19 protein-coding genes are annotated in these 23,051 nt (G+C 50.7%); 5 read left to right on the top strand and 14 right to left on the bottom strand.

Going from position 1 to position 23,051, the window contains the following annotated elements; translation table 11 throughout:
- The coding region (locus tag ACJHWR_RS20135) for a hypothetical protein (RefSeq protein ID WP_223963258.1) at positions 1-97 on the top strand (97 nt) is incomplete at its 5' end.
- 54 nt (positions 98-151) lie between these two features.
- Here ACJHWR_RS20135 and eno read toward each other — a convergent pair.
- The 7 genes from eno to rlmD form a co-directional block, all read right to left on the bottom strand.
- On the bottom strand, positions 152-1,450 hold the full coding sequence (gene eno, locus ACJHWR_RS20140; RefSeq protein WP_000036723.1) for a phosphopyruvate hydratase: 1,299 nt from the start codon (positions 1,448-1,450) through the stop codon (positions 152-154).
- Positions 1,451-1,536: 86 nt separating this feature from the next.
- A complete protein-coding gene (pyrG, locus tag ACJHWR_RS20145) occupies positions 1,537-3,174 on the bottom strand; it encodes a glutamine hydrolyzing CTP synthase (RefSeq protein WP_000210878.1) in 1,638 nt (545 codons plus the stop codon).
- A 227-nt stretch (positions 3,175-3,401) separates the two neighbouring features.
- Positions 3,402-4,193: a nucleoside triphosphate pyrophosphohydrolase gene (gene mazG / locus ACJHWR_RS20150; RefSeq protein ID WP_001071641.1), complete on the bottom strand. Its 792-nt coding sequence runs from the start codon at positions 4,191-4,193 to the stop codon at positions 3,402-3,404.
- 71 nt (positions 4,194-4,264) lie between these two features.
- The gene (mazF, locus tag ACJHWR_RS20155) at positions 4,265-4,600 is read right to left on the bottom strand and encodes an endoribonuclease MazF (protein WP_000254750.1); all 336 of its coding nucleotides are present in this window, start codon (positions 4,598-4,600) and stop codon (positions 4,265-4,267) included.
- Positions 4,600-4,848, bottom strand: a complete 249-nt coding sequence (gene mazE / locus ACJHWR_RS20160) for a type II toxin-antitoxin system antitoxin MazE (protein WP_000581937.1) — start codon at positions 4,846-4,848, stop codon at positions 4,600-4,602. Before mazE ends, mazF begins: the two co-directional genes overlap by 1 nt.
- 77 nt (positions 4,849-4,925) lie before the next feature.
- Positions 4,926-7,160 (bottom strand): GTP diphosphokinase, encoded by a 2,235-nt coding sequence (gene relA, locus ACJHWR_RS20165; protein ID WP_000226795.1) that lies wholly within the window; start codon positions 7,158-7,160, stop codon positions 4,926-4,928.
- Between the two features lie 47 nt (positions 7,161-7,207).
- Positions 7,208-8,509: a 23S rRNA (uracil(1939)-C(5))-methyltransferase RlmD gene (gene rlmD / locus ACJHWR_RS20170; RefSeq protein WP_000046808.1), complete on the bottom strand. Its 1,302-nt coding sequence runs from the start codon at positions 8,507-8,509 to the stop codon at positions 7,208-7,210.
- Positions 8,510-8,565: 56 nt separating this feature from the next.
- Between rlmD and barA the strand changes: the two genes are divergently transcribed.
- Complete coding sequence (gene barA / locus ACJHWR_RS20175; protein ID WP_000186450.1) at positions 8,566-11,322, top strand: two-component sensor histidine kinase BarA; 2,757 nt, start codon at positions 8,566-8,568, stop codon at positions 11,320-11,322.
- A 230-nt stretch (positions 11,323-11,552) separates the two neighbouring features.
- Here barA and gudD read toward each other — a convergent pair whose 3' ends face one another.
- From gudD to syd, 7 genes are all read right to left on the bottom strand, one after another.
- A complete protein-coding gene (gene gudD / locus ACJHWR_RS20180) occupies positions 11,553-12,893 on the bottom strand; it encodes a glucarate dehydratase (RefSeq protein ID WP_000098220.1) in 1,341 nt (446 codons plus the stop codon).
- 20 nt (positions 12,894-12,913) lie between these two features.
- A complete protein-coding gene (locus ACJHWR_RS20185) occupies positions 12,914-14,254 on the bottom strand; it encodes an enolase C-terminal domain-like protein (RefSeq protein WP_000235407.1) in 1,341 nt (446 codons plus the stop codon).
- Between the two features lies 1 nt (position 14,255).
- Positions 14,256-15,608: a galactarate/glucarate/glycerate transporter GudP gene (gudP, locus tag ACJHWR_RS20190; protein WP_000097082.1), complete on the bottom strand. Its 1,353-nt coding sequence runs from the start codon at positions 15,606-15,608 to the stop codon at positions 14,256-14,258.
- 434 nt (positions 15,609-16,042) lie between these two features.
- Positions 16,043-16,492 (bottom strand): flavodoxin, encoded by a 450-nt coding sequence (locus tag ACJHWR_RS20195; protein ID WP_000807748.1) that lies wholly within the window; start codon positions 16,490-16,492, stop codon positions 16,043-16,045.
- Between the two features lie 17 nt (positions 16,493-16,509).
- Positions 16,510-17,292, bottom strand: coding sequence for a tRNA pseudouridine(65) synthase TruC (gene truC / locus ACJHWR_RS20200; protein WP_000890001.1), 783 nt, complete (start codon positions 17,290-17,292; stop codon positions 16,510-16,512).
- Positions 17,292-17,621: a YqcC family protein gene (locus tag ACJHWR_RS20205; RefSeq protein ID WP_000206975.1), complete on the bottom strand. Its 330-nt coding sequence runs from the start codon at positions 17,619-17,621 to the stop codon at positions 17,292-17,294. The genes truC and ACJHWR_RS20205 overlap by 1 nt, the downstream gene beginning before the upstream one ends.
- A 621-nt stretch (positions 17,622-18,242) precedes the next feature.
- Entirely contained in the window at positions 18,243-18,788 is a 546-nt protein-coding gene (gene syd, locus ACJHWR_RS20210; RefSeq protein WP_000342431.1) for a SecY-interacting protein, read from the bottom strand.
- 67 nt (positions 18,789-18,855) lie between these two features.
- Here syd and queF point away from each other — a divergent pair, with 67 nt between their 5' ends.
- The 3 genes from queF (at position 18,856) to sdaC (ending at position 23,025) form a co-directional block, all read left to right on the top strand.
- Positions 18,856-19,704, top strand: a complete 849-nt coding sequence (gene queF, locus ACJHWR_RS20215) for an NADPH-dependent 7-cyano-7-deazaguanine reductase QueF (protein ID WP_000100411.1) — start codon at positions 18,856-18,858, stop codon at positions 19,702-19,704.
- Positions 19,705-19,815: 111 nt separating this feature from the next.
- Positions 19,816-21,180 (top strand): nucleotide 5'-monophosphate nucleosidase PpnN, encoded by a 1,365-nt coding sequence (ppnN, locus tag ACJHWR_RS20220; protein WP_000628004.1) that lies wholly within the window; start codon positions 19,816-19,818, stop codon positions 21,178-21,180.
- Between the two features lie 555 nt (positions 21,181-21,735).
- Entirely contained in the window at positions 21,736-23,025 is a 1,290-nt protein-coding gene (gene sdaC / locus ACJHWR_RS20225) for an HAAAP family serine/threonine permease SdaC (RefSeq protein ID WP_000450473.1), read from the top strand.
- The last annotated feature ends 26 nt before the right edge of the window (positions 23,026-23,051 follow it).

Here is a 23,051-nt window from a genome sequence, read left to right on the forward strand (position 1 = left end):
ATTACCGACAAGAAGGGAAAGGGCCTTCCCGAGAGTGGTAAAGGAGAGGCCCTGGAAATACCCCACAGCCCCGAAAAAGAGCCAGTCAGTTGCTTAACTGACTGGCATTACAGCCCGAAGGCTGGCATTTTTAAATCAGATAAAGTCAGACTTATGCCTGGCCTTTGATCTCTTTACGACCGTTGTACGGTGCTTTTTCGCCCAGAGCTTCTTCGATACGAATCAGCTGGTTGTATTTAGCAACACGGTCAGAACGGCTCATAGAACCCGTTTTGATCTGGCCTGCAGCAGTACCAACAGCCAGGTCAGCGATGGTAGCATCTTCAGTTTCACCAGAACGGTGAGAGATTACTGCAGTGTAGCCAGCGTCTTTCGCCATCTTGATTGCAGCCAGAGTTTCGGTCAGAGAACCGATCTGGTTGAATTTGATCAGGATGGAGTTAGCGATACCTTTTTCGATACCTTCTTTCAGGATCTTGGTGTTGGTTACGAACAGGTCGTCACCAACCAGCTGGATTTTGTCGCCCAGAACTTTGGTCTGGTATGCGAAACCGTCCCAGTCAGATTCGTCCAGACCGTCTTCGATAGAAACGATCGGGTACTGTTTGGTCAGTTCTTCCAGGAAGTGAGTGAATTCTTCAGAGGTGAATGCTTTGTTGCCTTCGCCAGCCAGAACGTATTTACCGTCTTTGTAGAATTCAGAAGCTGCGCAGTCCATCGCCAGAGTGATGTCTTTGCCCAGTTCATAACCAGCAGCTTTAACAGCTTCAGCGATAACAGCCAGAGCTTCAGCGTTGGAACCCAGGTTCGGCGCATAGCCACCTTCGTCACCAACAGCAGTGTTCATACCTTTCGCTTTCAGAACTTTTGCCAGGTGATGGAAAACTTCAGAACCCATGCGGATGGCTTCTTTCACAGTTTTCGCGCCAACCGGCTGAATCATGAATTCCTGGATATCAACGTTGTTGTCAGCGTGCTCACCACCGTTGATGATGTTCATCATCGGAACCGGCATGGAGTATTTGCCCGGAGTGCCGTTCAGTTCAGCGATGTGCTCGTACAGCGGCATACCTTTAGCAGCTGCAGCAGCTTTGGCGTTAGCCAGAGATACAGCCAGGATTGCGTTCGCGCCGAATTTGGATTTGTTTTCGGTGCCGTCCAGGTCGATCATGATCTTGTCAATGCCAGCCTGATCTTTAGCATCTTTGCCAATCAGCGCCTGAGCGATCGGGCCGTTTACCGCAGCAACAGCTTTGGTTACGCCTTTACCCAGGAAACGGGATTTGTCGCCATCGCGCAGTTCCAGAGCTTCACGGGAACCAGTAGAAGCACCTGACGGAGCAGCTGCCATACCGACGAAACCACCCTCCAGATGTACTTCGGCTTCAACAGTCGGGTTACCACGGGAGTCGATGATTTCACGACCGATGATTTTTACGATTTTGGACATTAGGTTTTCCTCAAGTCACTAGTTAAACTGAAACTCCAGACAAACAACGCGTACCCAGGGTACGCGTTGCCGTTCTAACTTTTTTCTTACTTCGCCTGACGCTTCTGGAACTCGCTGGCGGCTTTCACAAAGCCTGCAAACAGCGGGTGACCATCACGTGGAGTAGAAGTAAACTCCGGATGGAACTGGCAAGCCACGAACCACGGGTGATTCGGAACTTCGATGATCTCGACCAACTGATCATCCCCGGAACGGCCCGCAACGCGCAGACCTGCATCTTCAATCTGTTTCAACAGCATGTTGTTGACTTCGTAACGGTGACGATGACGCTCAACAATTGTCGGCGCATTGTACAGCTGGCGAACCAGGCTATCGTCAACCAACTGGCACTGCTGTGCGCCGAGACGCATGGTACCGCCGAGATCGCTCTTCTCGCTACGAACTTCAACGTTGCCGTTTTCATCGCGCCACTCGGTAATCAGCGCCACAACCGGGTACTTACAGTCTGGCACAAATTCCGTAGAGTTGGCGTTCTCCATGTTGGCAACATGGCGAGCGTAATCAATTAACGCCACCTGCATACCCAGGCAAATGCCCAGATAAGGAATATTGTTCTCACGCGCAAAACGCGCGGTCGTAATCATGCCTTCTACGCCACGATAGCCGAAACCGCCAGGTACGAGGATTGCGTCCAGACCTTTAAGGATTTCAACGCCGCGCGTTTCAACATCTTGTGAATCGATCAGTTTGATGTTGACGCTGACACGATTCTTCAGCCCACCGTGTTTCAGTGCTTCGATCACGGATTTGTATGCATCCGGCAGCTCAATGTATTTGCCGACCATACCAATGGTGACTTCACTTACCGGATTCGCTTCTTCGAAGATAACCTGTTCCCATTCGGACAGATTCGCTTCCGGGCAGTTTAAGCTGAATCGTTTACAAATATAATCGTCCAGCCCCTGAGATTTCAACAGGCCCGGAATTTTATAGATGGAATCGACGTCTTTCAGAGAAATAACCGCTTTTTCCGGAACATTACAGAACAATGCAATCTTCGCACGTTCGTTCGCCGGAACGGCGCGATCTGAACGACAAATCAGGATATCAGGCTGGATACCGATTGAAAGCAGCTCTTTTACAGAGTGCTGAGTCGGTTTGGTTTTGACTTCACCAGACGCTGCCATGTACGGCACCAGCGTCAGGTGCATAAACAGGGTGTGCTCACGGCCAATTTCAACAGCCATCTGGCGAATCGCTTCAAGGAACGGCAGGGATTCGATATCACCTACAGTACCGCCGATTTCTACCAGTACCACGTCATGACCTTCGCCGCCTTCCAGCACGCGCTCTTTGATAGCGTTAGTGATGTGCGGAATAACCTGTACGGTTGCGCCGAGGTAGTCGCCACGGCGTTCTTTACGCAGAACGTCAGAGTAGATACGACCCGTGGTGAAGTTGTTGCGGCGGCTCATTTTGGTACGAATGAAACGCTCGTAGTGCCCCAGGTCCAGGTCGGTTTCAGCGCCGTCTTCAGTAACGAACACTTCCCCGTGTTGGATTGGGCTCATAGTACCTGGATCGACGTTGATGTACGGATCCAGTTTCATGATGGTCACATTGAGGCCACGGGCTTCAAGAATGGCTGCGAGGGAGGCTGCGGCAATGCCTTTACCCAGAGAGGATACGACCCCGCCGGTCACAAAAATATAGTTCGTTGTCATGCTGAACCTGAGAAGTTAGGTTGAAAAGACGATGGAATAACCAGGACGGGAAAGCAGTATACCCGAACATGACCTGTGCCACAAACTTTCATTATCCCTCCTCTTCGCCAGCGCACTATTGAAATCAGGAGTGAGAAAATAGCCCCTTTGGGGTAAATGTTTTTGACGCAAATCAAGCGCTTGTCATTTAAAAAATGACACAAATGGCGCTTGACCGCGTAATTCCCTTAGAGATCAATTTCCTGCCGTTTTACCTGTTGCCAGACTTCTTCCATTGTTTCGAGGTCAACACCTGTCATTTCCAGTCCACGCGCGGCAACAATACGCTCCACTTCGCGAAAACGACGCTCGAATTTTTCGTTCGCTTTTTGCAATGCGATTTCCGCTTTTGTCCCTAAATGACGAGCCAGATTGACCGTGGCAAACAGCAGGTCACCCATTTCCTCCTCCAGTTTAGCCTGGTCGACAACAGCCTGCTGCGCCTCGTACATCACCTCGTCGATCTCTTCGTAGACTTTATCGACTACCGGACCAAGCGTCGTCCAGTCGAAGCCAACGTTGGCGCAACGTTTCTGGATTTTTTGCGCACGCATTAAAGCCGGTAAACTACGAGGAATATCATCCAGCGCCGAATGCTGTGCTTTCTGCGCGCGTTCTTCGGTTTTGATTTGCTCCCAACGGGCGAGCACTTCACTACTGTTTTCGGCAGAACTGTCAGCAAAAACATGCGGATGGCGACGCTCTAATTTATCGCTAATAGCAGCGCAAATATCATTAAAGTCAAAGCGCCCTTCTTCCTGAGCCATTTGTGCGTAAAACACCACCTGGAACAGCAGATCGCCCAGTTCACCGCGCAGATCGTCAAAATCTTCACGGGCGATGGCGTCCAGCACCTCGTAGGTTTCTTCAAGGGTGTAAGGCGCAATGGTGGCAAATGTCTGCTCTTTATCCCACGGGCAGCCGTTTTCCGGATCGCGCAGGCGCTGCATAATAGTGAGCAAACGGTCGATTTGATTCATTGAATTGTCCTGAAAATTGCGGGTCTGTCAGGTGGAAACCTGTGACCAGAATAGAAGTGAGTTAGTAACACCTACCCAATCAGCACGTTAATTTTGGCTTTAATGAGTTGTAATTCCTCTGGGGCAACTGTTCCTTTCTTCGTTGCTCCTCTTGCCCGCCAGGCGATACTTTTTACCTGATCAGCTAACGCTACGCCATCACGTTCCTGACCGGATAGAACAACTTCGAACGGATATCCTTTTGATTGCGTTGTACAAGGAACACACAGACACATACCTGTTTTGTTGTTGTACATGAACGGACTCAGGACAACAGCCGGACGATGTCCGGCTTGCTCGCTACCTTTTGTCGGGTCAAAATCAACCCAAATCAGATCGCCCGTATCGGGTACGTATCGGCTTACCATTACCAGACTTCCTTATCTTTCGGCTCCCCCCAGTCGATATTCTCGTGGAGGTTTTCCGGCGTGATGTCGTTGACCAGTTCAGCAAGCGTAAATACGGGCTCTTTACGCACTGGCTCAATAATTAATTTTCCATCCACCAGGTCAATCTTCACTTCATCATCAATATTCAGATTGAGCGCCTGCATTAACGTAGCCGGGATCCGCACTGCAGGAGAATTTCCCCAACGCTTTACGCTACTGTGGATCATAACCCTTTCCTCAAACCGCTATCATATGTAGATACAGTATATATCGATCTACATTGTAGATACGAACAAGTTTCGGCCTAACTCCCGTGCAACCGACGCGCGTCGATAACATCCGGCACCTGGTTGAGTTTACCCAGCACGCGGCCCAGCACTTGCAGGTTGTAAATCTCAATGGTCATGTCGATGGTCGCCAGTTGCTGTTTGGTGTCGCTACGGCTGGCAACGCCAAGTACGTTCACCTTCTCGTTGGCGAGAATGGTCGTGATATCACGTAACAACCCACTACGATCATTAGCCACCACGCGGACCACCAGCGAATATCCGGCGGAGTAGCTCTCGCCCCATACCGCGTCAACAATGCGTTCTGGCGCATGGGAGCGCAGTTCCGCCAGTTGTTCGCAATCGGCGCGGTGTACTGAAATACCGCGTCCCTGGGTAATGAAGCCGACAATCTCATCTCCAGGAATCGGCTGGCAGCAGCGCGCGATGTGGTGCATCAGGTTACCGACACCTTCTACCACCACACGACCGTTATCTTTACTGCGGTTTTGCGGCGTGTAGCTTTTTTGCTGAAGCTGTTTCAGCGCGGCGGCATCCTGCTCTTCGGCACTCGGCTTATTAAATTGCGATTGCAGGAAGTTCACCATCTGATTGAGACGGATATCCCCGCCACCAATCGCCGCCAGCAACTCGTCGACATCATTGAAGTTGTAACGCGGCAGCAGGTGTTTTTCTGCTTCTTTCAGGCTGATCCCCAGATGTTCCAGCTCGTCATCAAGGATTTGCCGTCCAGCCAGAATGTTTTTGTCACGATCCTGTTTACGGAACCAGGCGTGAATTTTCGAGCGCCCACGACTGGTTGTGACGTAACCGAGATTTGGGTTTAACCAGTCACGGCTGGGGTTCGGCTGTTTCTGGGTGATAATTTCAATCTGGTCGCCCATCTGCAGCTGGTAGGTGAACGGCACAATGCGCCCGCCAATTTTTGCCCCGATGCAGCGGTGTCCGACATCACTGTGGATGTGGTACGCGAAGTCCAGCGGTGTTGATCCCGCAGGCAAATCAACGACATCACCTTTCGGCGTAAAGACGTACACCCGGTCGTCAAAGACCTGGCTACGTACTTCGTCGAGCATTTCGCCGGAATCAGCCATCTCTTCCTGCCACGCAATCAGTTTACGCAGCCAGGCAATCCGGTCTTCATGTCCCGAACGTGCGCCGCCAGCTGCCGCGCCCTCTTTATATTTCCAGTGCGCAGCAACACCCAACTCTGCATCTTCATGCATCTGTTTAGTGCGGATTTGGATCTCAACGGTTTTGCCACCTGGTCCCAGAACCACGGTATGAATAGACTGATAACCGTTTGGTTTCGGGTTAGCGACGTAATCGTCAAACTCATCCGGCAGGTGGCGATAGTGAGTGTGCACTATCCCCAGTGCGGCATAACAATCCTGTAAACGCTCGGCGACAATACGTACCGCACGCACATCAAACAGCTCATCGAAGGCGAGGTTCTTTTTCTGCATTTTGCGCCAGATGCTGTAGATGTGTTTCGGACGACCATACACTTCAGCTTTAACGCCTTCAGCTTTCATCTCAGCGCGCAGGTGGCCGACAAACTCTTCGATATAGTGTTCGCGGTCGAGACGGCGTTCATGCAGCAGTTTTGCGATGCGTTTGTATTCGGTCGGGTGGAGATAACGGAAGCAGTAATCTTCCAGCTCCCATTTCAGTTGCCCAATCCCAAGACGGTTCGCCAACGGCGCGTAGATATTGGTGCACTCTTTTGCCGCCAGTACGCGTTCATCTTCCGGCGCGTCTTTTACTTCGCGCAGATGAGCAATACGCTCTGCCAGTTTGATGACCACGCAGCGGAAATCATCGACCATCGCCAATAACATCCGGCGAACGTTATCGACCTGTTCGGAGGAAACAGAATCGGTATGCGTCGCTTTCAGCTGGCGGATCGCCGCCATATCACGCACGCCGTGAATAAGGTTAACGACCGACTTACCGACGCTCTCACGCAGCACATCTTCGCTGACTACGTTGGCATCAGCCAGAGGGAACAGCAGCGCCGCCCGCAGCGTGTCAATGTCCATACTTAATGTCGAGAGGATCTCCACCATCTCAACACCACGCCACAATAACAGACTGGCATCCGGATGCCCCTGCGTATGTTGCAGACAATACGCCCAGGTTTCGGCTAAGCACTCACACGACTTCTGGCTGGTAATACCCAGACTTGCGATCCATTTTTCCGGATCAAATTCACCAGCCTTATTGATATGTGCACTTCTTACCGCAACCATCGTCCTCTCCTTTAGGGACCAGACCTGCCGAAATCGGCAAATCGTAACTATTTAACGCGCGAGAAAAGTACCATCGATTCCAGATGTCCCGTGTGTGGGAACATATCCAGCATCGCCAGTCGCGCAATGGTATATCCTGCTTTTAATAACGCTTCGCTATCCCGAGCCAGCGTTGCAGGATTACAGGATACATAAACTATACGAATAGGTTCCAGTTTTATAATTTGCTGCATAACACCTGCGGCACCTGCTCGCGCCGGGTCCAGCAACACTTTATCGAAGCCGTTTTTCGCCCACGGCTGCTTTGTGACATCTTCTTCAAGATTTTCGTGATAAAACGTCACATTGTGTAAGCCATTAAGACGCGCATTCTGCTGGCCTTTTTCCACCAGCGCCGGAACGCCTTCTACACCCACCACACTGGCAGCTTGTGTCGCCAATGGCAGTGTAAAGTTGCCCATACCGCAGAACAGATCCAGTACGCGATCTTCAGGTTGTACATCCAGCCATTCCAACGCACGCGCTACCATTTTTTGGTTCACACCCGCATTGACCTGAATAAAATCGCGCGGGCTAAAAGTTAAGCGCAACCCGTTTGAGTCATACCAGGGCATCTCACCAGAGACGGTTTCGAGTATCTCACTATCGGGGGCGAGATACAGATCCAGGCCTTCAGAATGCGAAAAGCGTTCCAGTTTTTCGCGATCTACCGAACTTAGCGGTGCGGTATGGCGCAAAATCATCAGCGTGCCGCTGGTTGCCTGTACCAGTTCAACATGACCAAGATGGCGCATAGCTTGTAAGCTGCCCAGGCATGCCCTGACTTTGGGCAGCAATGCTTCAAGTTGGGGCACTAAAATGGGGCATTGTTTAACGTCGACAATGTCACTGGAGCCCGCTTTGCGAAACCCCATCTGAAGTTGCTGTGTTTTCGGTAAGTAGTTCAAACTTAAACGCGCGCGACGGCGATAGCCCCAGGGAACATCGGCGATCACTTCAGAGACTTCGTGTTTCATTAATCGGGCGAGTGCCGCACTTTTGCTTCGCTGCTGTAAATCCTCGCTGGCGTGTTGTTGCTGACAGCCACCGCATACGCCAAAATGAGGGCAGCGTGGCGTTTCGCGTTCCGGGCTATCGCTTAACCGGCGTACGACTTTAGCGCGGGCGTACTGTTTTTTATCTTCAGTAACAGTAACTTCCGCGTTTTCCTGTGGCAATAATCCAGGAATAAATAACGTTTTGCCGTTATGTCGCGCCACGCCCTGACCAAAAGAGTCGAGGTCATTGACTGAAACGGTTATGATCTGACGCGTCGTCGTGCGTCGTTTTGCAGAGTAGAATTGCGCCATTGGCGAGACTTTCTCAATTTAACAGTGTGACCTTAATTGTCCCATAACGGAACTCCATGACCAACTACAGCCTGCGCGCACGCATGATGATTCTGATCCTGGCACCGACCGTCCTTATTGGTTTATTGCTGAGTATCTTTTTCGTCGTGCATCGCTATAACGACTTGCAGCGTCAACTGGAAGATGCCGGTGCCAGCATTATTGAGCCGCTTGCAGTTTCTACTGAATATGGCATGAGTCTGCAAAATCGCGAATCTATCGGTCAGTTAATAAGCGTACTGCATCGTCGCCATTCTGATATTGTTCGCGCGATTTCGGTTTATGATGAAAATAACCGACTCTTTGTCACCTCCAATTTTCATCTTGATCCCTCATCAATGCAGCTCGGCAGCAACGTGCCGTTTCCTCGCCAGCTCACTGTCACTCGTGACGGCGATATAATGATCCTCCGCACGCCGATTATTTCTGAAAGTTACTCCCCCGACGAATCGCCCAGTAGCGATGCCAAAAATAGTCAAAATATGCTGGGATATATTGCGCTGGAGCTGGATCTTAAATCGGTTCGCTTGCAGCAATATAAAGAGATCTTTATTTCCAGCGTGATGATGCTGTTTTGTATCGGTATTGCGCTTATTTTTGGCTGGCGCTTAATGCGCGATGTTACCGGCCCGATTCGCAACATGGTGAATACCGTCGACCGCATCCGTCGCGGGCAACTCGACAGCCGGGTGGAAGGATTTATGCTCGGCGAGCTGGATATGCTGAAAAACGGTATCAACTCGATGGCAATGTCGCTGGCGGCTTATCACGAAGAGATGCAACACAATATCGACCAGGCGACGTCCGATCTGCGTGAGACGCTGGAGCAGATGGAAATTCAGAACGTTGAGTTGGATCTGGCGAAAAAGCGCGCCCAGGAAGCGGCGCGTATTAAATCCGAGTTTCTGGCAAATATGTCACACGAGCTGCGTACACCACTGAATGGTGTTATTGGCTTTACCCGCCTGACGCTGAAAACAGAATTAACACCAACGCAGCGCGATCACCTGAATACGATTGAACGTTCGGCAAATAATTTGCTGGCAATTATTAATGATGTTCTCGACTTCTCGAAACTGGAAGCAGGTAAGCTGATTCTGGAAAGTATTCCATTCCCACTACGCAGCACGCTGGATGAAGTCGTTACCCTGCTGGCACATTCTTCTCACGATAAAGGGCTGGAACTGACGCTCAATATTAAAAGCGACGTGCCTGATAACGTTATCGGCGACCCACTACGATTACAGCAAATCATCACTAACCTGGTGGGGAATGCAATTAAATTCACCGAGAATGGCAACATTGATATTCTGGTAGAAAAACGTGCGCTGAGTAATACCAAAGTGCAAATTGAAGTGCAGATTCGGGATACCGGCATTGGTATTCCTGAACGCGACCAATCGCGCTTATTCCAGGCCTTCAGACAGGCTGATGCCAGTATTTCCCGCCGTCATGGTGGCACCGGGCTGGGGCTGGTGATTACACAAAAACTGGTTAATGAAATGGGCGGTGATATTTCGTTCCATAGCCAGCCGAATCGTGGTTCAACTTTCTGGTTCCACATTAATCTCGATCTGAACCCGAACATTATTATCGAAGGGCCATCCACCCAGTGCCTCGCCGGTAAGCGCCTGGCCTATGTCGAACCAAACTCCGCAGCAGCGCAATGCACGCTGGATATTTTAAGTGAAACGCCGCTGGAAGTGGTTTATAGCCCAACGTTCTCCGCGCTGCCTCCCGCGCATTACGACATGATGTTGTTAGGCATCGCGGTGACCTTCCGCGAGCCGCTAACAATGCAACATGAGCGATTAGCGAAAGCAGTATCGATGACCGATTTTCTGATGCTGGCACTTCCTTGCCATGCACAAGTCAATGCTGAAAAACTTAAGCAAGATGGTATCGGCGCGTGTCTGCTGAAACCATTAACACCTACGCGCCTGTTACCTGCCCTGACGGAATTTTGTCATCACAAACAAAACACGCTTTTGCCTGTAACCGATGAAAGTAAGCTGGCAATGACAGTCATGGCGGTTGATGACAACCCCGCTAACCTGAAACTTATCGGCGCATTGCTGGAAGATATGGTGCAACATGTGGAACTTTGCGATAGCGGGCATCAGGCGGTTGAACGGGCGAAACAGATGCCGTTCGATTTGATCTTAATGGATATTCAAATGCCGGACATGGACGGCATTCGGGCCTGCGAACTCATCCACCAGCTCCCCCATCAGCAACAAACGCCGGTTATCGCGGTAACGGCGCATGCAATGGCCGGGCAAAAAGAGAAGCTGCTTGGCGCAGGGATGAGCGATTATCTGGCGAAACCGATTGAAGAAGAGCGATTGCATAATTTGTTGTTGCGCTATAAGCCTGGCAGCGGTATTTCCTCTCGCGTCGTGACGCCCGAAGTCAACGAAATTGTGGTGAACCCGAATGCGACCCTCGACTGGCAACTGGCACTACGCCAGGCAGCAGGAAAAACCGATTTAGCGCGCGATATGCTGCAAATGTTACTCGATTTCCTGCCTGAAGTTCGCAACAAAGTTGAGGAACAGCTGGTTGGAGAAAACCCGGAAGGCCTGGTTGATTTGATTCATAAACTGCATGGCAGTTGCGGCTATAGCGGTGTGCCGCGTATGAAAAATCTCTGCCAACTGATCGAACAACAGCTACGTAGCGGTACTAAAGAAGAAGATTTGGAGCCGGAGCTGCTGGAACTGTTAGACGAGATGGATAATGTAGCGCGCGAAGCCAGCAAAATTCTCGGGTAACGGACGTCTTGTCGAGTAGCAATCGGCTTTTTATGAAGCTGGTTTCAGACTGGTGACAAAGTGCCTGTGTTTATGCCGGATGCGGCGTTAACGCCTTATCCTGCCTACAAAACCAATTAAATTCAATGAATTAAAAAGTATGTTGGCCTGATACGTAGCGCAACAGGCAATTTTGCGTTTGGCATCAGTCTCAAACCGGCTCCTGACAGAGCCGGTTTTTGTTTTCAGTCTTAACGCACCATGCACGGGCGCTTGTTATCAAACGTCCAGCCAGGAATCAGGTACTGCATTCCCATCGCATCGTCACGCGCACCAAGCCCATGTTTCTGATACAGCTCGTGGGCTTTCATCACCTGATCCATATCGATTTCTACGCCCAATCCTGGTTTTTGCGGCACCTGTACCAGCCCGCCTTTGATCTCAAACGGTTCTTTGGTCAGACGCTGATTGCCTTCCTGCCAGATCCAGTGCGTATCAATAGCAGTAATTTTACCCGGTGCAGCAGCGGCTACATGGGTAAACATCGCCAGAGAAATATCGAAGTGGTTGTTAGAGTGTGAACCCCAGGTCAGGCCAAATTCATGGCACATTTGCGCCACACGTACCGAACCTTGCATCGTCCAGAAATGCGGATCCGCCAGCGGGATATCAACGGATTGCAGGGAGAGCGTATGGCCCATCTGCCGCCAGTCGGTGGCGATCATATTGGTTGCGGTCGGCAGGCCAGTCGCGCGACGGAACTCTGCCATCACTTCACGCCCGGAGAAACCTTGCTCCGCACCACACGGATCTTCTGCATAAGCCAGCGAACCTTTCAGGTATGTACCAATTTTAATCGCTTCGTTCAGCGACCAGGCACCGTTAGGATCGAGGGTAATACGCGCCTGTGGGAAGCGTTGCGCCAGTGCCACAATAGACTCTGCTTCTTCTTCCCCGGCCAGTACACCGCCCTTCAGTTTGAAATCGTTGAAGCCATATTTTTCATATGCCGCTTCCGCCAGGCGCACCACCGCATCCGGCGTCATCGCTTCTTCGTGACGCAGGCGATACCAGTCACATTGATCATCCGGCTGGCTTTGATACGGCAGCGGTGTGGCTTTGCGATTACCGACGAAGAACAGATAACCGAGCATTTCGACTTCGCTACGCTGTTGACCATCGCCCAGCAGCGATGCCACGTTAACCCCCAGATGCTGCCCCAGCAGATCCAGCATTGCCGCTTCTATCCCGGTAACCACATGAATAGTGGTCCGCAGGTCAAATGTCTGCAAACCGCGCCCGCCGGCATCACGATCGGCAAATGTATTACGCACCAGCGTCAGAACGTTTTTGTATTCACCCAGCGTTTTACCCACCACCAGCGGAATCGCATCTTCCAGCGTTTTACGGATTTTCTCGCCGCCGGGAATTTCCCCTACCCCAGTGTGACCAGAATTATCTTTGATAATCACAATATTACGCGTGAAGAACGGTGCGTGTGCACCACTCAGATTCATCAGCATACTGTCATGGCCCGCCACCGGGATGACCTGCATTTCAGTAACAACAGGCGTCGAAAATTGAGAACTCATCTTTATGTCCTTTTTCAAAATCAATGACGGCCGAAAACGGGACGTTTACGGTCAAAGGTCCAGCCGGGGATCAGGTACTGCATCGGGCCCGCGTCGTTACGCGCACCGCCAGGCAGACGTTTATAGGCCTCATGCGCCTTTTGTACCTGCTCCCAGTTCAGTTCCACGCCCAGACCGGGCGCATCAGGAACGGCAATTTTTCCATTTTTAATCTCCAGCGGATTTTTGGTCAGGCGACAATCGCCCTCCTGCCAAATCCAGTGGGTATCGATAGCGGTAGGATTACCCGGTGCCGCCGCGCCCACATGGGTAAACATCGCCAGAGAGATATCAAAGTGGTTATTGGAATGGCAGCCCCAGGTCAGCCCCCAGTCGTCGCAAAGCTGCGCTACGCGGACTGCACCGGAAAGCGTCCAGAAGTGCGGGTCGGCAAGTGGAATATCTACCGCATTGAGCATCACCGCATGGCCCATTTCGCGCCAGTTGGTGGCGATCATATTAGTCGCGACGGGCAAGCCGGTCGCCCGCCGAAATTCCGCCATCACTTCACGTCCGGAGAAACCCTGTTCTGCGCCACACGGATCTTCGGCATAGGTGAGAACATCATTCAGCCCTTTGCACAGAGAAATAGCTTCATCAAGCAGCCATGCTCCGTTGGGATCAACGGTAATCCGCGCATCCGGGAAGCGTTTCTTCAATGCACGAACAGTGTCGATTTCTTGCTCGCCAGGTAACACTCCGCCCTTAAGTTTGAAATCTTTAAAGCCATAGCGATCCTGTGAGGCGTCCGCCAGACGCACAACGGCTTCGCTGTTCATCGCTTTCTGATGCCGCAATTGATACCACTCATGGTTGCCCGGAGTATTTTCCAGATAAGGAAGATCGGTTTTGGTCCGATCACCGATATAAAACAGATAACCGAGAACGGTAATAGCATCACGTTGCTTGCCTGGCCCTAACAGTTCGCAGACCGGAACATTCAGCGCCTTACCTAGCAGGTCAAGCAAGGCGGCTTCCAGCGCCGCCACGGCATTAACGCGCAATTCAAAAGTCCAGGCACCTTTGCCGAAGGTATCAAAATCGGCTGCCTGATTACCTTTATGCACCTGCTGAACCACTTTATTCAGGCGCGCAACTTCCTGGCCCAGCACCATCGGAATAGCCTCGACCAGTGTCTGATAAATCACCTCTCCGCCCGGCGCTTCACCAATGCCGGTATGCCCGGCGTTATCGGTGAGTACCACAATATTGCGGGTGAAATATGCGTTATGTGCACCACCAATATTAAGCAACATGCTGTCATGCCCGGCCACCGGAATGACTTTCATATCAGTAATAACAGGACTGGATTGTGTCGCCATCTTATTGCCCCGCAACAGGTTTCAACTCGATACGCTTGATATCGCCCACCAACACCAGGTAGCTCAGTACCGCGATTAAGGCATGAACACCAACATAAATCAGCGCCCCATTAAAGGAGCCAGTCGTGCCAACGATATAACCAATTGCGATTGGCGTGACGATGCCAGAAATGTTACCGAACATGTTGAACAGGCCACCGGAAAGACCGCTGATCTCTTTTGGCGCGGTATCTGCCATTACTGCCCAACCCAGCGCCCCGATGCCCTTACCGAAGAAGGCCAGCGCCATAAAGCCGATGATCATCCACTCAACGTTGACGTAGTTGCAGAACACCATCACCATCGACAGCAACATGCCCATTACGATCGGTGTTTTACGCGCAATGTTCAGCGATCCCGTGCGGCGCATCAGCCAGTCGGAAATAATCCCACCCAGCACACCGCCGATAAAACCGCAAACCGCCGGAACGGAAGCCACAAAGCCCGCTTTCAGAATCGACATCCCACGCGCCTGCACCAGATAAACCGGGAACCAGGTAATAAAGAAGTAAGTCAGGGCGTTGATACAGTACTGACCGATATAAACGCCGATCATCATCCGTGACCCGAGCAGCTGTTTGATCTGCCCCCACTTCACGCTGAACGGCACTTTAACTTTGGTGTTTTGCTGATCCATATTGATCAGCGCGCCACCCGCGGCGATGTACTCCAGCTCTTTCTGATTTACACCCGGATGTTGATTTGGCTCGTGGATGACTTTCAACCAGATAAAGCTGATGACAATGCCCAGACCGCCCATAAAGAAAAAGACGTGTGACCAGCCCACTTCATGCGTCAGCCAGCCCATAATCGGCGCGAAGATCACCGTTGCGAAGTATTGAGCGGAGTTAAAAATCGACACCGCCGTTCCCCTTTCCTGCGCCGGAAACCAGGCCGCAACAATGCGACTGTTGCCGGGGAAAGAGGGCGCTTCAGCAAGCCCGACCAGGAAGCGCAGCGTAAACAGGGCAACGATAATGCCGAATCCACTAAAGATATCGACGAAGCCTTGCAGCAAGGTAAACATCGACCAGATAAAGATCGACCAGAAGTAGACGCGTTTTGAACCAAAACGATCCAGCAACCAACCACCAGGGATCTGCCCGATAACATAAGCCCATGAGAAAGCAGAGAACACATAGCCCATTCCCACAGGATCAAGGCCGATATCTTTGGCCATTTCCGAACCGGCGATAGAGAGCGTAGCGCGGTCGCCGTAGTTGAAGGATGTGACGATAAACAACATCACCACTATCCAGTAACGAGCATTCGTGCGTTTTTCCACACTGCTCGCAGCCTGACTTAAAGAACTCATTGTTGCACTCCTGAAAATTCGCGTTAGCCACGCTCACTCTGGACTGCGACATCGCCAGGAAATCAGAGGTGACGTAGGGTGTTTTTTGCCGTTTTTATAGGTCGTTCGCCGAATACGGCGCGTGTTTATATCTGGCAATAGCAGTATAAAAAGCGCGCCATAGCGGCTCACCGTGCAACAACACAACATTAATGCGTTCAATGAGGCCCGATTTTGGCATTAGCCCTGGACGGTGGAATCCACTTCACGGAAATGAAAACAAAAACAAGAAAGGAAGGGTTAAATCGAAGAAATAAAGAAGAGTATGAAATGGATCGCTTGACTCCAGGCAAACGCCAGTAAAAATCCGCGCTATGAAGCAGTTTTTACTGGCATTTGCCTGAAAAGATTCGATTCAGCACTGCTAAAACGGCATTTACCGCTCGCTGAACGTATCAGGACAACAGCGTGCCCCAATGTTCGACCCACGGATTTGATTCCGTTTCCGGTTCCGGGTTCTCACTGGCGTCAATCAACAGCATTTCTCCCACTCGCTGAGCGCTCTGTTCCTGCAACAAGGTATCGAACTGTTTGCCGCCATTGCAGAAATTCACATAACTACTGTCGCCGAGCGCAATCACGCCATAACGCAGATTCGGCTGGAAGCCCAGGGTATCTTTAATTCCCTGAAAGAGCGGCACAATGCAATCAGGAAGGTCGCCCTGCCCGGTCGTGGACGTAACCACCAGAACATACTTATCCTGATAGGGCAGCCAGTCGCTTAATTCAGGATCTTCAAATACCGTTGCTTTGTGGCCCTGCGCGGTCAGAATTGCTTCCGCTTCTTCCGCCACTAACAGCGAATTTCCGTACATAGTGCCGACAAAAATACCAATTTCCGCCATACCGTTTTCTCCCTGGATTAGGAACTTATCTCTCCATCCTGACCCGATGGCGCACTGAACTCAACCCTTTCATTTTCAGGAAGCAGACCCCGCCAGCCAAATTGTGATAACGCCTGCATCCAGGTGTCGTCCAGGCCCGCGTGAATAGTCAGCGGCTCGCCAGTAAAAGGATGCGTCAATGACAACTGACTGGCATGCAGCATTAACCGCTGAAGGCCAAAATGTTCAGCACCGCTGCGATTCTGGCGTAAATCACCATGTTTGCTGTCGCCAATAATCGGGTGGCGCAAATGGGCAAGATGGCGACGGAGCTGGTGCTTACGTCCGGTTTTCGGCTCCAGTTCCACCAGGCCGTAGCGCGTGGTCGGGTAACGTCCGGTCGCTACCGGCATTTCTACGGTCGCCAGACCGCGATAATGCGTCACTGCTGGCTGCGGGCCTTTATCTTCGCGGGCAAATTTATCAGCGATTTTGTCCAGTTCTTCCACCAGTGGATAATCCAGCACCGCTTCTTCCATCAACCAGCCGCGCACAATCGCATGGTAACGTTTCTGGATTTGGTGCTGTTCAAACTGTTGTGCCAGCAGCCGTCCGGCCTCGCTGGATAATCCCATCAACAACACACCAGAAGTGGGTCGGTCCAGACGATGAGCAGTAAACACATGCTGGCCTATCTGGTCACGCACGGTTTGCATGACCACTACTTTCTCGTCGCGATCCAGCCAGCTGCGGTGAACCAGCCAGCCGGAGGGTTTATTTACCGCAACCAGCCATTCATCCTGATAGAGTATTTCCAGCATTAGCTCGCATCATCCGCAAAAAGAGCATCCAGTTTTTCCAGCTCAGCCAGAATAAGCGCGCGTTGCGGGTGGTCCGTCGCCAGCGCCATTTCATAATAGGGAGCAACGGCAAAAGCGCCCGGTAACGGCTGGTTGTTTTCTAACAAATCGTGCATTCGCGGGATCAGCACCCACTGCAACCACTCCAGTGGTTCCATGGTGTCCATAAAGAACGGTTGGGTACTATTAAATTGATGCGGCTGGGGTTCATCGTTTCGCCAGTGCTGATGTTCACGCAGTAACGCTTCAAGCGCCTGCAACTGGAAACGAACGCGGTCATGAGTGGTCATAAAGCAACCTCAATAAGAAAAACTGCCGCGAAGGATAGCAGGAATAAAAAAAGGGAGCACTGTATTCACAGTGCTCCCGGTTCGTTTCGCAGCATTCCAGCTACTTTTGTTGCTCCCTGCTCATCCTTGACAACTTTTCCTCTGGCCTTGCGACCAATCGTTCATCCTGAACTATTGCTTCCTGCTCACACCACCCCGATGTGATACTTCATCCTGAAGTGTTCCTGGCCTTCCTGACCCACCGAATCATCCTGACCGGTTCTCATTCTCCATCCTGGAGGTGTCCTTTAACGCGTCCTGCGTCATCCTCTTCGCTTCATCCAGAAGCCTTTCCCTGAAACACCATCCTGGTGTGTCCTTCAGAAGTGTCATCATCCTGATGTTCACTTCGTTGTCTGACTCCCTGTCGACGAAGATAGAATCGTCTTTTTCGCGAAGTCTTACAAGGCGCTTACAGACAATGCCTTAAGGAAAATTTCATATGAAAGTTAAGAATTGACAAGCAATATATTGATTTTAAATGAAAATAACGATTCTTATCTTTTTAAGTATTCGCTTATTTCCTGGCGATCTCCTACAGAGTCTGTAAGAGATCTCTCACAACCAGATGGGGTATTTGGATTACAGAAGAGGCTTAAGTTGATTAAGGAATTCCGCAAGATTTGAGGCTAAATGCGTCCGTTTACGTGTTCCCAGCGTCTCTTTGCACACTTCACCGGAGAGATTACACACCGAGATCACCTCTAACTCTTCTTCCAGCGTCGCGATAAATAGCGTGGGCGGCAGTTTTAGCCTTTTCTGAGTCACCAGATGACCAATCAGATTTTCCTGCACCCGACGGAAGTCGTCTTCACTCCAGGTTTGCAGCAATGTCAGTTTGATATCGCCAAACTGCGCGTGCATATCCCCGGCAAACTGAGTCGTATAAAAGGTATGAATTGTGGGTTGTATCACAATATCAAAAGCACGTTCAACCGCGTTTACATTTTGTTCCCCGGTAAACGGCTGGGGTTGCCAGTATACGGCATCTTCGGTAGTTGAAATAATGCACGGTGAAGGAACACCGTACAGTTCCTCACTCAACGGCCAGCTTTTATGCTCTTCATGCCACGCATCGCAGTAGCGTGCAGTAAAATCTTTCAGGGCTTGTGCGGTCAAATCGTCCACTAATTTCTCTCTTCACTTAAACCAGATACACTTGTCGTTTAGTTTATCTGGTTTATGACGGTGAAACATGTCTTCTTATGCAAACCATCAGGCACTTGCGGGCCTGACTCTTGGAAAATCAACCGATTACCGGGATACCTATGACGCCAGCCTACTGCAAGGCGTTCCGCGTAGTCTGAATCGCGATCCGCTGGGTCTGAAAGCGGATAACCTGCCTTTTCACGGTACGGATATCTGGACGCTATATGAACTTTCCTGGCTGAATGCGAAAGGTTTGCCGCAGGTCGCCGTCGGTCATGTTGAACTTGATTACACCAGCGCAAATCTGATTGAGTCGAAGAGTTTTAAGCTCTATCTCAACAGTTTTAACCAGACGCGTTTTAATAACTGGGATGAGGTGCGCCAGACGCTGGAGCGCGACTTAAGCACTTGCGCTCAGGGTAAGGTTAGCGTGGCGTTATATCGTCTTGATGAACTGGAAGGCCAACCGATAGGTCATTTCAATGGCACTTGCATTGATGACCAGGATATCACTATCGATAACTATGAATTCACTACTGACTATCTGGAGAATGCCACCAGTGGCGAAAAAGTAGTAGAAGAGACGCTCGTCAGCCACCTGCTGAAATCAAACTGCCTGATCACCCATCAACCAGATTGGGGATCGATCCAAATTCAGTATCGTGGACGCCAAATTGACAGAGAAAAACTGCTGCGTTACCTGGTCTCTTTCCGCCATCACAACGAGTTCCACGAACAGTGCGTGGAACGCATCTTTAATGACCTGTTACGCTTCTGCCAGCCAGAGAAATTGAGCGTTTACGCACGTTATACCCGTCGTGGCGGTCTGGACATTAACCCGTGGCGCAGTAATAGCGATTTTGTCCCATCGACCACAAGACTGGTTCGGCAATAAATTTTTTCTCAATTTTGCGTGCTGGATTCACGCAGAAGGTTGTGAAAGGTCATCAGGCAGGGCTATTGTAATCAAAGGGAATGACGATATTCGTCCCATAAGGAGTTTTTCTTGATTACACATATTAGCCCGCTTGGCTCCATGGATATGTTGTCGCAGCTGGAAGTGGATATGCTTAAACGCACCGCCAGCAGCGACCTCTATCAACTGTTTCGCAACTGTTCACTTGCCGTACTGAACTCCGGTAGTTTGACCGATAACAGCAAAGAATTGCTGTCTCGTTTTGAAAATTTCGATATTAACGTCCTGCGCCGTGAACGCGGCGTAAAGCTGGAACTGATTAATCCCCCGGAAGAGGCTTTTGTCGATGGGCGAATTATTCGCGCTTTGCAGGCCAACTTGTTCGCGGTTCTGCGCGACATTCTCTTCGTTTACGGGCAAATCCATAACACCGTTCGTTTTCCCAACCTGAATCTCGACAACTCCGTCCACATCACTAACCTGGTCTTTTCCATCTTGCGTAACGCTCGCGCGCTGCATGTTGGTGAAGCGCCAAATATGGTGGTCTGCTGGGGCGGGCACTCAATTAACGAAAACGAGTATTTGTATGCCCGTCGCGTCGGGAATCAGCTGGGCCTGCGTGAGCTGAATATCTGCACCGGCTGTGGTCCGGGAGCGATGGAAGCGCCAATGAAAGGTGCTGCGGTCGGACACGCACAGCAGCGTTACAAAGACAGTCGTTTTATTGGTATGACAGAGCCATCGATTATCGCCGCTGAACCGCCTAACCCGCTGGTCAACGAATTGATCATCATGCCGGATATCGAAAAACGTCTGGAAGCGTTTGTCCGTATCGCTCACGGTATCATTATCTTCCCTGGCGGTGTGGGTACGGCAGAAGAGTTGCTGTATTTGCTGGGAATTTTAATGAACCCGGCCAACAAAGATCAGGTTTTACCATTGCTCCTCACCGGCCCGAAAGAGAGCGCCGACTACTTCCGCGTACTGGACGAGTTTGTCGTGCATACGTTGGGTGAAAACGCGCGCCGCCATTACCGCATCATCATTGATGACGCCGCTGAAGTCGCTCGTCAGATGAAAAAATCGATGCCGCTGGTGAAAGAAAATCGCCGCGACACAGGCGATGCCTACAGCTTTAACTGGTCAATGCGCATTGCGCCAGATTTGCAAATGCCGTTTGAGCCGTCTCACGAGAATATGGCTAATCTGAAGCTTTACCCGGATCAACCCGTTGAAGTGCTGGCTGCCGACCTGCGCCGTGCGTTCTCCGGTATTGTGGCGGGTAACGTAAAAGAAGTCGGTATTCGCGCCATTGAAGAGTTTGGTCCTTATAAAATCAACGGCGATAAAGAGATTATGCGTCGTATGGATGACCTGCTACAGGGTTTTGTTGCCCAGCATCGTATGAAGTTGCCAGGCTCAGCCTACATCCCTTGCTACGAAATCTGCACGTAATCTCCCTCCCCCGGTGACGTTTGTTGCCGGGTTTTCTCGTTTTTGGTCACATACCCATCAATTTATTTCATTTGTTATATGAATGTTTCTTACCACCCTCACGCGATAAATATCATTATAGTTAATATGTCATACAATTTATGTTGTAACGCAAACGTTTCCCTATTTTCATAAACCACATTTTATCGCTATGAAAAAGAAATTATCGCCATGATTAACTAAAAGTATTGATTTTTTCAGTTCAACCTACATATATTGCGCGCCCCGGAAGAAGTCAGATGTCGTTTAATGGGCAAATATTGCCCTTAAATTCTCTTTTACTTTTGATTTACAGAGTAAAGCGTTGGGATAATCTATCTTCCAAGTAGATTATTGTATTTGGGATCAAGATCACTGATAGATACATAACTTGTGTGTATCTTTCCGCCCTCAAATTATTACGGCGGTAAATGATTAAGCCATCGCCGATAGACAGATTTCATTTTTACGGTCAGGCACCTTCCCGGGCTGAACTGGCTAAAAGCTGAATTATTTGCATTCCTCCAGGAGAAATAGATGGAAACGACTCAAACCAGCACGATTGCGTCGAAAGACTCTCGTAGTGCCTGGCGCAAGACAGACACCATGTGGATGCTGGGCCTTTACGGCACGGCAATCGGCGCGGGCGTGCTGTTCCTGCCAATCAACGCCGGTGTTGGCGGTATGATCCCGCTGATCATCATGGCTATCCTTGCGTTCCCGATGACATTTTTTGCTCACCGCGGCCTGACTCGCTTCGTACTGTCTGGTAAAAACCCAGGCGAAGACATCACCGAGGTTGTAGAAGAACACTTTGGTATTGGCGCAGGTAAACTGATTACCCTGCTCTACTTCTTCGCTATCTACCCGATCCTGCTGGTTTATAGCGTGGCAATCACCAATACAGTTGAAAGCTTCATGTCTCACCAGCTGGGTATGACACCACCGCCGCGTGCGATTCTGTCGCTGATCCTGATCGTGGGTATGATGACCATCGTTCGCTTCGGTGAGCAGATGATCGTTAAAGCGATGAGCATTCTGGTATTCCCGTTTGTTGGCGTACTGATGCTGCTGGCTCTGTACCTGATCCCGCAGTGGAACGGCGCAGCACTGGAAACACTGTCTCTGGACACTGCATCTGCAACCGGAAACGGTCTGTGGATGACCCTGTGGCTGGCAATTCCGGTAATGGTGTTCTCGTTCAACCACTCTCCGATCATCTCTTCTTTCGCCGTTGCGAAGCGTGAAGAGTACGGCGATATGGCAGAACAGAAATGCTCTAAGATCCTGGCATTCGCACACATCATGATGGTGCTGACCGTAATGTTCTTCGTCTTCAGCTGCGTACTGAGCCTGACTCCGGCAGACCTGGCTGCGGCTAAAGAGCAGAACATCTCGATTCTGTCTTACCTGGCTAACCACTTTAACGCGCCGATCATCGCGTGGATGGCTCCGATTATCGCGATTATCGCTATCACCAAATCCTTCCTCGGCCACTACCTGGGCGCACGTGAAGGCTTCAACGGTATGGTGATTAAATCTCTGCGTGGTAAAGGTAAGTCTATCGAAATCAACAAGCTGAACCGTATCACTGCGCTGTTCATGCTGGTAACGACCTGGATTGTTGCCACCCTGAACCCGAGCATCCTGGGTATGATTGAAACCCTGGGCGGCCCAATCATCGCGATGATCCTGTTCCTGATGCCGATGTACGCAATTCAGAAAGTACCGGCAATGCGTAAGTACAGCGGTCACATCAGCAACGTATTCGTTGTCGTGATGGGTCTGATTGCAATCTCCGCAATCTTCTACTCTCTGTTCAGCTAAGTCCTTTCGCGCCGCTTTCGGGCGGC

Origin of the sequence: Escherichia sp. WS568, assembly GCF_046486085.1 — a bacterium.
Classification (GTDB): domain Bacteria; phylum Pseudomonadota; class Gammaproteobacteria; order Enterobacterales; family Enterobacteriaceae; genus Escherichia; species Escherichia coli.